Here is an 11,069-nt window from a genome sequence, read left to right as displayed (position 1 = left end):
TGTGCAACTTTTTCATTTGTAAATATTTAGATTCTTAATTCAACCAACGAGTTATAATATGTATCAGGACAATCCGGGAAGCGTGCAGCAAGAGTTCATCTCAAGCAAAGCATACGAAGGACACCCCTACGCACGCCCCATCATCGGCCTGCCTGAGCACCTGAAAAACCCGCGCCTGAGTAAACTCATCGAATATTACAACGATTGGTATACTCCGGAAAACATGGTTCTTATCTTGGTCGGAAACGTAGATGCCAAGCAGATCAGTGGTCGCATCAATGCCACCTTCGGACGCCTGAAGGCAAAAGCCACTCCTCAACGCAAGAGTTATCCCGATCTGGAGATTAAAGGCCGCAAACAGTATAATGCAAAGATAGGCTACTATCCCAACGTATGCCTTGTTTACAAAGGTGTGCCTGCCGGACATCCTGATGAAAAACCTTTGGAGATCGCCATGTCACTGCTGAGCAACAGCAGCAACACCGGTACGCTGGATAAACTGACCATCGACGGTGAACTGACCCAAGGGTTTGCCTACTCCGACAGCCGCCGCGAACAGGGCCGTAACATCATCCGTTGCGTTCCGCTCTACGATGAGAACCAACGCCGTTTTGAATCAAACAAAAGCGCTGAGAAGAAGGCACTGAAAGCCATCGAGAAAGTGGCAAACGGAGAATTTGAAGAATGGCAGATCAATTCCATCAAGAGCAATATGTGCCGTGACTTCGACCGAAGCATGGAATCGAACACTTACAAAGCACGAATGCTGATGAATGCCTTCGTCAATGAAGAAGACCTCAGCCAAGTGCTCAACTACAAAGATGAAGTGATGGCCATCACCACAGATGACATCAAACGCGTTGCAAAAAAATATCTGACCAACGACTACCTTGCCATCTACATCGAAAAAGGTAAACTCGATAAAAGCTCCAAAATCAAAAAACCGGGATATAAACCTATCGAACCTCCTGTCGGAAAACAGTCACTCTATGCCACGCAGTTCAAGAATCTGCCTATCGGACAGGTGAACGAAAAATTCATCGACTTCAACGACGTACAGAGCAAGCCGCTGAACGAACGTTCGAAGATGTATTATACGCAGAATCCGGAAAACAACGTGTTCAGCCTGACCCTGCGCTACGGTGTCGGCGAACGTGAGTTCAAGAAACTGGGAATCGCCGCCGAGCTGATGAACAATGCCGGCATCATGGGAGCCTACGAACCGCAACAGCTAAAAGAGGAACTCAGCAAACTGAATGCTACATGCGAAGTGCATGCCAACAATAACTACCTCTACATCACAATGGAAGGTTACGAAGAAACTTTGCCGCAAGCCTGCCAACTGCTTGCACGCCAAATTCTGATGCCGAAACTGGACGACAAACAGCTGAGCCGTCTCAAAGGTTCTATGTTGGGAGGCCGCCAACAGCGCAAGGAAAACGTGAACACCCTGTCCAGCGCGCTCATGCAATACATGATCTATCAAGACAAGTCTTCCTACATCGACGAACTGACAGACAAAGAGATCTACGAACTGCAAATCTCCGAACTGACTGGAGATATTAACCGTGCCTCCAACTACGAAGCGGAAATCTTCTATTGTGGAACAATGCCTTTCGACAACGCATACGATATACTCAGCAAGAACCTGCCGTTAGTGGCCAACGAAAAACCGTCTACCTCACCACAAGACAAACCGATGGCTACCGTGACAGAAAACACAATCTACTTCCTGCCGAATACTGATGCGGAACAGGCACAAATCTACTTCTACATGCCTATGGAAAAGTATGATACGAAAGATGACGTAATCCGCGACGCATTCAACCAATATTTCTCCGGTGGTTTCAATGGCTTGGTGCTCGACGAAATCCGCGGCAAGCGTTCTATGGCCTATTCAGCCGGAGCCTACATCGGTACACCTGCCTTGCCGGGCAATCCTACTTACCTCTTCGGAAACATCGGTACGCAGAATGACAAGGCTAATGATGCATTGGATGTATTCATGGGTCTGATCACAGACATGCCCAAGAATACCGAACGTATAGACAACATCAAGAGTTACATGCGCCAAGAAATGCTGACCACGCATCCTTCTTTCCGCAACAAAGCCGAATATATGCGGTCTCAGCAGCGCATAGGTTATACTGACGATCCTGCCAAGCAGAACCTGCCGAAGGTTGATTCGCTGACTTTTGATGATATCGTGAAGTATTATGAAGAACACGTGAAAGGCAAACCATACTGCATCGGCATCATGGGCAACCCTAAAGATATCGACGTGAAACGCCTCGAAAAATATGGTAAAGTAGTGAGACTGAACGAAAGGAAGTTATTCAATACGAAAGATTCCATGTTCTAAGAGATATCTTGTTCGGCTGGCATTCGAGCATTCTTTTTAAGGCTCGAAAGCCAGCTGCAAAAGCCCAAAAGACTGCGAACTGCATAAGTTTCGCAAGTTCTTGAACTTGCTTTCAGTAGACAAGAGAACAAGGAAACGAGTGAACAAGGGGACAAGTGAACAAGGAAACAAAGGTACAAGACTCTCCTGTCTGCCTGTTTTGTGAATAAAATGCAAGTAGAAGCCTGAAACGATTCCCCTTATAGCCTTATTTACTTATCTCCTTGTTTACTTGTTAACTTGTCTCCTTGTCCACTCGTTTACTTGTTCACTTCTTCCCCACTACCGGACAGGATCGGCAGACATATATTATACTTCACAGCCAGAATGCGCGTCACAAACACAGCAATGCCGCCCACTACTTGACAACCGTAAGATTCCATTCCCAAGACATGGCACATCCAGTAAGCCGTGCCGCCAACCACGCAAGCCATCGCATAAATCTCTTTTCTGAATATAAGCGGGATCTCATTGATAAACACGTCCCGGATTACTCCTCCCGCGGCACCTGTGATGCTACCCATAATGATAGCCACCCAAAACGGATAATCCAAACTTATGCTTTTTCCTACACCGACCACCGTAAACAGTGCCAGTCCGATGCTGTCGAATATAAAGAAGGTGTTATGCAGATGGATGAGATGCTTACCGAAGAGGATCACCCAGAATAAAGCAAGCCCCGTACATATCAGGTAGATAGAATCAGTCATCCAGCCAGGGGTCACCCCCAGCAACACGTCACGTATAGTACCGCCTCCGATAGCTGTTACGAATCCTACTACATACGCTCCAAACCAATCGAAGCGCTTTGCCGATGCCAGACGGATGCCACTGATGGCAAATGCAAACGTACCTATGAAATCGAGTATTTGAACAAATGTTGGCATGATAATCAATGATTTATATTAAAGGTTTAAAATTTCTATCATTATCGGGTATTAAAATTATCGGCAAAGTAACAAATAATTTCCCTAAGAAAACGTACATTTGTCTCTTGGAAATTAAAAAAACTGTAGAAATGAAAATAACAATCGTGGCGGGAGCACGCCCAAACTTCATGAAAATAGCCCCTATCACCCGTGCCATCAAAGCTGCACAGGATACGGGAAAACGAATTTCATACCGTCTGATCTACACCGGACGCCAGGACGATGCCAATCTGGACGCTTCTTTGTTCTCCGACCTTGATATGAAACAGCCCGATGGTTACTTGGGCATCAGCGGACACGACCACTCCGAAGTGACAGCCGCCATCATGATTGCCTTCGAAAAGGAACTGGACAACCATCCTGCGCAGGTGGTTCTCGTAGTAGACGATCTCACGGCTACCATGAGCTGTTCCATCGTCGCTAAAAAACGCGGTCTGAAAGTGGCGCATCTCATTGCCGGTACCCGTTCGTTTGATATGAATATGCCCCGAGAAGTGAATCGTACTATCGTTGATGCGATCTCCGACTATCTGTTCACAGCAGGCATGGTGGCCAATCGGAATCTCAACCAAGAGGGTATGATACCCGACTATATCCATTATGTTGGCAACATATTGATAGACACCGTCCGTTACAACCGTCACCGCTTGTTGCAGCCGGTATGGTTTTCCAGCATGGGGCTGGAGAAGAAAGGTTATCTGCTGCTGACCCTCAACCGCCATGACTTGCTGGACAAGAAACAGGTGCTCAGCGCACTGATGCAGACCGTGGTTGATAAATCCTGCGGCATGCCTATCATCGCTCCCCTGCACCCCTACGTGCAGAAAGCCATCAAAGCGCTGGAGATAGATGCTCCCCACTTGTACATCCTCCCTCCACAAAGCTATCTGCACTTCGGTTACCTCATCAACAATGCCAAAGGCATCGTCACCGACTCCGGAAACATAGCCGAAGAAGCCACTTTCCTTGATGTGCCTTGCATCACGCTCAACTCATACGCCGAGCATCCCGAAACGTGGCGTATAGGAACCAATGAATTGGTGAACGAGGATCCTGTTGTACTTGCAACCATGTTGGAAAGACTGATGCATGAGGAGTGGAAACACACCACCCTGCCTGACCGTTGGGACGGACGAACTGCTGAACGTATTGTGCAGACGCTGATCAACGGAGAATTAAAGTAACCTGATTGTTATACCCCATCCCCCTCAATATCTGTTGTCGTCTCCGTAACGCTTCAGGTAAGAGGGGTTTATCGTATAATTCGCGGATGGCAGCAATTTGTGCTTCCTTCGTGTCGGCAATTACACATAATTCTTCAAATCCCCCTTCCGGAATCATTGTAGAGTTTGCAAGACAATGCCCATGTCCTTTTATTAAGGAATAAATCAATTTCAACTTTATCCCTGTATTTTGGAAAGTAAATAACAGATTGATACGAGCCGATGCTATCAAAGTTTCTATCTCCTCCTGTGATGGGTTTGCTACAAGGAATACGTTTTGATTCAACGAAATCTTTTCTTGCATACTTTTACCGGGATTCTTCCCTGCAATAACAACTTGTACACCGTCCTCCAATCCACCCACCAGATGATCCAGAATATAATTAACTACCCGAATATTCTCAAGGACAGAAAGATTACCATGATATAAGATATAATCCTTTGGGACAGGGCTTTTAATATTATCTCTTTTCAAGTCTACATCGTTAAAGAAACAAGGCAAGCAATAAGTCCGTACCGAAGGATACTTCCGGACAAAGTATGCCGCATCTATATTATTGATTGCAAATATCTTATCTGCATGCAACAGTACTTTCTCATACAGCCGTAGTCTCCATGCTTCTAAATAATAATAGCATTTCTCCCACCCGAAAGTTGTCGACTTTCCTAAAAATCGATAATACTCATGCTCTACATTATGCATCCGTACCCACTTTTGCCTATCCCTCAAAAGTTTATTTGAAAGGAAATAGCAAGTATGCAACCCTTCAAATAAGATGGGATAGTCATCCGCACACAATCGCTTCAGCAATAATTCATTTCTTCGGCTATATACAATATAAGGCAATATCGTAAACATAGAACGCCATCCGGTATAGCGTTCATAATAGTACACACATTCGGCCACTTCATGCAAAGCCGTTTGTTCTTCCCTCTTGTACTTATATGTATGTAAAATAATTGAATGACCGGCCTTTTTCAATGCCTTCAATTTATAATACACATCTATCACCCCACCGTAATCCGGAGGAAAAGGGACTTGAAAACTAACGACATGCAATTTCATCATCTGACTTTATTTAATTCATCCCTGCAAAGATAACACAAAAGCATTCATCTGCAACCATTGCATAAAAATAACCATTCCCATCAAGCAAAAGAAAGGAATAATAAACATTCCTCTTATTTCTTTAGAGTATATTTACTTCTTTGTTTAAACGTAATTTGCTACCTTTGCGGCCTTATAATAACTTGAATATGAAACAACGATATATTAAATTTATCACCTTACTATTCATACTTATCGCGAGTAACGCATCCGCACAAATAAAAGGCGTCGTTACAGACTCTCTGACCAATGAACCGTTAATGTATATCACCGTCCAATATGAAGGGAAAGGTGTGGGAGCCATCACCAATGGCGAAGGAGAATATGTAGTAGAGACCCGCAAAGGCTGGGACGAACTGACATTTTCAGCCATCGGATATGTGACTAAAAAGATTAAGTTGCAACCCACCACCAAAGTACTGAACGTGAAGCTGGCACCCGCCGACGTCATGCTTTCGGAAGTTGTGGTGAAGCCGCAAAAAGAGAAATACTCCCGCAAGAACAATCCTGCCGTAGACTTCATGAGAAAAGTCATTGAAAACAAGAAGCAGCTGAAACTGGAGACCAATGACTACTATGAGTATAAGAAGTATGAGAAGATGAAGATGTCTCTGAACGACGTCACTCCCGAAAAGATGGAGAAAGGTATCTATAAGAAGTTTGCCTTCTTCAAGGACCAGGTGGAGGTGTCGCCCAAGACCAATAAGATGATTCTTCCCGTATCCATCAAGGAGACTGCCTCACGCACCATCTATCGCAAAAGCCCCAAAAGCGAGAAGACCATCATCGAAGGGTTGAACTCTACGGGTATCGAGGAGTTCTTCAGCACTGGCGACATGCTGGGCACCATCCTTACGGACGTTTTCTCCGACGTTAACATCTACGATGACGAGATCCGCCTGCTGCAACGCCACTTCATAAGCCCTATCGGCAAAGGAGCCGTCAATTTCTATAAATTCTATCTCATGGATACCCTCACGGTAGACCGCCAGGAGTGCGTGCATCTCACGTTCGTACCGCAAAACTCGCAGGACTTCGGATTTACGGGTCACCTTTATGTCGTGAAGGACTCTACATACGCCGTGAAAAAGTGTATCATGAACCTGCCCAAAAAGACGGGAGTCAACTTTGTAGACAATCTCGATATCATTCAAGAGTTCACTCAGCTGCCGGACAGCAACTGGGTACTGACCGACGACGATATGACCGTAGAGTTACGCTTCGTAAAAGGACTGCAAGGGCTTGAGATTCAGCGCACGACCAAATACAGCGATTACAAGTTCGACGAAATCGAGCAACGGCTCTTCCGCCTGAAAGGAAATGTCATCAAGGAGGCCAACATGCTCAACAAGAGCGACGAATACTGGGCGCAAGTCCGCCAGGTTCCGCTCACCAAGAAAGAGAGCAATATGGATGTCTTCATGAATAGGATAGAACAAATTCCCGGATTCAAATACGTCATCTTCGGCGCAAAGGCATTGATTGAGAACTTTGTGGAGACCGGAGGTCCCAAGCATCCCAGCAAGTTCGATATCGGCCCCATCAATACCATCATCACAAGCAACTATGTGAACGGTACCCGTTTCCGTCTGAGCGGTATGACTACCGGCAATCTCCATCCCCACTGGAGCTTCAGCGGATATGGTGCCTACGGAACGAAAGACAAGAAATGGTTCTACAAAGGACAGGCTGCCTACTCTTTCAACAAGCGCGAGTATGTATTGTGGGAATTTCCCAAACACCACATTGCTTTCGACTACTGTTATGACGTCACGTCTCCTATGGATAAATATCTCATGACCGACAAGGACAACATGTTCGTCGGATGGAAATGGACTACGGTAGACCAGATGTCCTATACGCGTGATGCCACACTGACCTACGAACTGGAAACCAATGCCGGTTTCTCGGTCAAAGCCATGGCACGCCACCGCAACGACGAGCCTGCCGGAGGTGTACTGCAATACTGGAAGAATGACGGCAACGTTGCCGGCTCATGGGATGACGCGAACACATTCGTCAAGGATATCACCACCACCGAACTGGGCGTCACACTGCGCTATGCCCCCGGCGAGACATTCGTCAACACCAAGCAACGCCGCGTGCCCGTGTCGCTGGATGCGCCGATATTCTCCCTGTCGCATACGATAGGTCTGAAAGGCGTGTTGGGAGGCGAATACAACTTCAACCTCACCGAAGCCAGCATCCGCAAGCGTTTCTGGTTCGGCTCGTGGGGAAAGCTGGATGTCACGGCACGTGCCGGGGCACAATGGAACACCGTGCCATTCCCCCTACTCAACCTGCCTATGGCAAACCTCTCGTACATCACACAGAACAATGAATCGTTCTGCCTTATCAATAATATGGAGTTCCTGAACGACCGCTATGCTTCACTTGCCCTGTCGTATGACATGAATGGAAAGCTGCTTAACCGCATTCCGCTCCTGAAGAAGCTGAAATGCCGCGAGAGCTTCCGCATACGCGGCATGTACGGTACGCTCACGGACAAGAACAATCCATACAAGAGCCATAACAGCGAGTTGTTCCTCTTCCCCATGCGCGACGGAGTGCCTACCAGCCATGTGATGAACAAGACGCCCTACTTGGAAGCCAGCATAGGTATCTACAACATTTTCAAGTTGCTACATATCGAGTATGTGCGCCGCCTCACTTATACCGACATTCCGGGAGTGAAGAAAAGCGGTATCCGCTTTATGATATTAACGATGTTTTAAGCAAACGATGAAAGCCATCGTGCAACATTCAACCATTTACTTACTATGACTCCATTAGCAGAAAGGCTTCGCCCGAAGACATTAGATGAATATATCGGCCAGAAACACTTAGTGGGACCCAATGCCGTATTGCGTAAGATGATCGATGCAGGACGCATCTCCTCATTCATCCTGTGGGGACCTCCGGGAGTGGGCAAGACCACCTTGGCACAAATCATCGCCAACAAGTTGGAAACGCCGTTCTACACGCTGAGTGCCGTGAGCAGCGGCGTGAAGGATGTACGCGAAGTGATAGACCGTGCGAAGAATAATCGCTTCTTCTCACAGAACAGCCCTATCCTGTTCATCGACGAAATCCACCGTTTCAGCAAGTCGCAACAAGATTCGCTGCTTGGTGCTGTGGAACAAGGCATAGTGACACTGATAGGCGCCACTACCGAGAATCCCTCTTTCGAGGTTATCCGCCCGCTGCTGTCCCGTTGCCAGCTCTATGTCTTGAAGTCGCTCGAAAAAGAAGACCTCATGGAACTGTTGCAACGTGCCATCACCACCGACCACATACTGAAGGAACGTAAAATAGAACTTCAGGAAACCACCGCCCTGCTCCGCTACAGTGGTGGAGATGCGCGCAAGCTGCTGAACATTCTGGATCTGGTCATTTCTTCCGAAGCAAACGACCCTGTCATCATCACAGACGAAACCGTAACCGAACGCCTGCAGCAGAACCCGCTCGCCTACGACAAGGACGGAGAAATGCACTACGACATCATCTCCGCCTTCATCAAATCTATTCGTGGCAGCGATCCGGACGGTGCCATCTACTGGCTTGCCCGTATGGTGGAAGGAGGAGAAGACCCTGCCTTCATAGCCCGTCGCCTTGTCATCTCTGCTTCGGAAGACATCGGACTGGCCAATCCCAATGCCTTACTTATTGCCAATGCCTGTTTCGATGCCATAATGAAAATAGGTTGGCCCGAAGGACGTATCCCGTTGGCAGAAGCCACCATCTACCTTGCCACAAGTCCCAAAAGCAACTCGGCATATCTGGCTATCAACAGTGCCTTGGAGTTAGTGCGGCAAACCGGAAACCAGCCTGTCCCCTTGCACCTGCGCAATGCCCCGACCAAACTGATGAAGCAGTTAGGATATGGCGGCAGTTACAAGTATGCACACGATTATCCCGGCCACTTCGTCAAGCAGCAGTTCCTGCCCGATGAACTGAAAGACCGGCGCATCTGGGAACCGCAACCCAATGCTGCCGAACAGAAACATAAGGAAAGGATGCAGATGTTGTGGGGAAAAGAGAGATTTTAGACAATACACTCAGAGAGAAGTACAACGGACTACAAAGATACGAAGAAAAGAACCTTTTTTCGTATCTTTGTAGTCCGACTTTTAAATATAAACCAAACATGAAAATTGTAATATTAGACGGCTATACAGCCAATCCCGGCGACCTCAACTGGGACAAACTGAAAGAATTGGGCGAATGCACCATCTACGAACGCACGTCTCCCGACGAATTACTGGAACGTGCGGCCAATGCCGAAGCCATTCTTACCAATAAAGTAGTACTCAACCGCGAAACGATAGCTGCCCTCCCCGATCTGAAGTATATCGGTGTGCTGGCTACAGGCTACAACGTAGTGGATATAGCCGCTGCCCGCGAACGTGGCATCATCGTAACCAATATTCCAGCCTACAGTACCCCGTCTGTAGGACAAATGGTTTTCGCACACATTCTGAACATTACCCAGCGAATAGGTCATTACTCAGCAAAAGTCAGCCGTGGAGACTGGTCTCAAAGTCCCGACTTCTGCTTCTATGACACTCCACTCATTGAACTACGGGGCAAGAAAATAGGTATCATAGGTTTGGGACAGACCGGATACAATACCACTCGGATAGCCATCGGCTTTGGTATGAAAGTCTGGGCATATACCTCTAAATCCAGCCTGCAACTTCCGCCGGAAATCAGGAAAACAGACCTCGACGAGATGTTCCGCGAATGCGACATCATCAGCCTGCACTGCCCGCTGACAGACACTACCCGTAATCTGGTCAACGCCGACCGTCTTTCCTTGATGAAACCTACCTCCATCCTTATCAACACCGGACGTGGCCCTCTTGTCAATGAACAAGATCTTGCCGATGCCCTCAATGCGGGGAAAATCTATGCTGCCGGTTTGGATGTCCTTTCTGAGGAGCCACCCCGTCCCGACAATCCGTTGCTAACAGCCCGAAACTGCTTCATCACCCCGCACATAGCCTGGGCAAGTTTCGAGGCACGCCAAAGGTTGATGGAAATTGCGGCAGACAATTTGAGAGCATACATTGGCGGAAAGCCGATAAATGTGGTAAAGTGATGCAATAAACCGTTGGCGGAAACTGAATCCAGTACATGGCAAACTAAGAATGCTAAAGTTCACGTTTGTGTCGCTAAACCTTAGCTTTGTCATGCTAAACCTCAACACTGTCATGCTAAACCTTAGTTTGGCTAGATACAAACCCTTAGTTACCTTGTTTGACCAGTGCTGATGTCTGTATGCATATTATAGCCCGTGGTGAATACGCGGAACCAGTGTGCCGAGCATTCACCACGGATACTGAATTGTCACAAGATATTTCACCATAAACACCTGTATACTATATAATTAACGGATGGGTGAAAGA

At 47.1% G+C, this 11,069-nt stretch carries 7 protein-coding genes; 5 read left to right on the top strand and 2 right to left on the bottom strand.

Features of this window, described 5'->3' with window-relative positions; genetic code table 11:
• The first annotated feature begins 58 nt into the window (after window positions 1–58).
• Window positions 59–2,362, top strand: a complete 2,304-nt coding sequence (locus QZ323_RS13805; RefSeq protein ID WP_294635284.1) for a M16 family metallopeptidase — start codon at window positions 59–61, stop codon at window positions 2,360–2,362.
• 299 nt (window positions 2,363–2,661) lie between these two features.
• Here QZ323_RS13805 and QZ323_RS13800 read toward each other — a convergent pair whose 3' ends face one another.
• A complete protein-coding gene (locus QZ323_RS13800) occupies window positions 2,662–3,288 on the bottom strand; it encodes a trimeric intracellular cation channel family protein (RefSeq protein WP_294635283.1) in 627 nt (208 codons plus the stop codon).
• Window positions 3,289–3,419: 131 nt separating this feature from the next.
• Between QZ323_RS13800 and QZ323_RS13795 the strand changes: the two genes are divergently transcribed.
• Window positions 3,420–4,514 carry a UDP-N-acetyl glucosamine 2-epimerase gene (locus tag QZ323_RS13795; RefSeq protein ID WP_294635282.1) on the top strand — a complete coding sequence of 365 codons (1,095 nt, stop codon included), beginning with the start codon at window positions 3,420–3,422 and terminating at the stop codon, window positions 4,512–4,514.
• On the opposite strand, the gene QZ323_RS13790 is transcribed toward QZ323_RS13795, so the two are convergent.
• Entirely contained in the window at window positions 4,495–5,622 is a 1,128-nt protein-coding gene (locus QZ323_RS13790) for a glycosyltransferase family 1 protein (RefSeq protein ID WP_294635281.1), read from the bottom strand. The genes QZ323_RS13795 and QZ323_RS13790 overlap by 20 nt on opposite strands.
• 188 nt (window positions 5,623–5,810) lie before the next feature.
• Between QZ323_RS13790 and QZ323_RS13785 the strand changes: the two genes are divergently transcribed.
• The 3 genes from QZ323_RS13785 to QZ323_RS13775 all read left to right on the top strand — a co-directional run bounded on the left by QZ323_RS13785 (window position 5,811) and on the right by QZ323_RS13775 (window position 10,762).
• A complete protein-coding gene (locus QZ323_RS13785; RefSeq protein WP_294635280.1) occupies window positions 5,811–8,396 on the top strand; it encodes a DUF5686 and carboxypeptidase-like regulatory domain-containing protein in 2,586 nt (861 codons plus the stop codon).
• A 45-nt stretch (window positions 8,397–8,441) separates the two neighbouring features.
• Window positions 8,442–9,710 (top strand): replication-associated recombination protein A, encoded by a 1,269-nt coding sequence (locus QZ323_RS13780; RefSeq protein WP_294635279.1) that lies wholly within the window; start codon window positions 8,442–8,444, stop codon window positions 9,708–9,710.
• Window positions 9,711–9,808: 98 nt separating this feature from the next.
• Window positions 9,809–10,762, top strand: coding sequence for a D-2-hydroxyacid dehydrogenase (locus QZ323_RS13775; protein ID WP_294635278.1), 954 nt, complete (start codon window positions 9,809–9,811; stop codon window positions 10,760–10,762).
• Window positions 10,763–11,069: the final 307 nt, after the last annotated feature.

The sequence above is a fragment of the uncultured Bacteroides sp. genome (genome assembly GCF_910585845.1).
Lineage (GTDB): Bacteria > Bacteroidota > Bacteroidia > Bacteroidales > Bacteroidaceae > Bacteroides.
The sequence above is the reverse complement of the archived record's forward strand: the minus strand, read 5'-3'. Positions and strand labels throughout refer to the sequence as shown.

Coding starts and splice junctions, on each gene's coding strand:
- QZ323_RS13790 (WP_294635281.1), bottom strand. CDS start 5,622: ATGATGAAATTGCATGTCGTTAGTTTTCAAGTCCCTTTTCCTCCGGAT.
- QZ323_RS13785 (WP_294635280.1), top strand. CDS start 5,811: ATGAAACAACGATATATTAAATTTATCACCTTACTATTCATACTTATC.
- QZ323_RS13805 (WP_294635284.1), top strand. CDS start 59: ATGTATCAGGACAATCCGGGAAGCGTGCAGCAAGAGTTCATCTCAAGC.
- QZ323_RS13775 (WP_294635278.1), top strand. CDS start 9,809: ATGAAAATTGTAATATTAGACGGCTATACAGCCAATCCCGGCGACCTC.
- QZ323_RS13800 (WP_294635283.1), bottom strand. CDS start 3,288: ATGCCAACATTTGTTCAAATACTCGATTTCATAGGTACGTTTGCATTT.
- QZ323_RS13780 (WP_294635279.1), top strand. CDS start 8,442: ATGACTCCATTAGCAGAAAGGCTTCGCCCGAAGACATTAGATGAATAT.
- QZ323_RS13795 (WP_294635282.1), top strand. CDS start 3,420: ATGAAAATAACAATCGTGGCGGGAGCACGCCCAAACTTCATGAAAATA.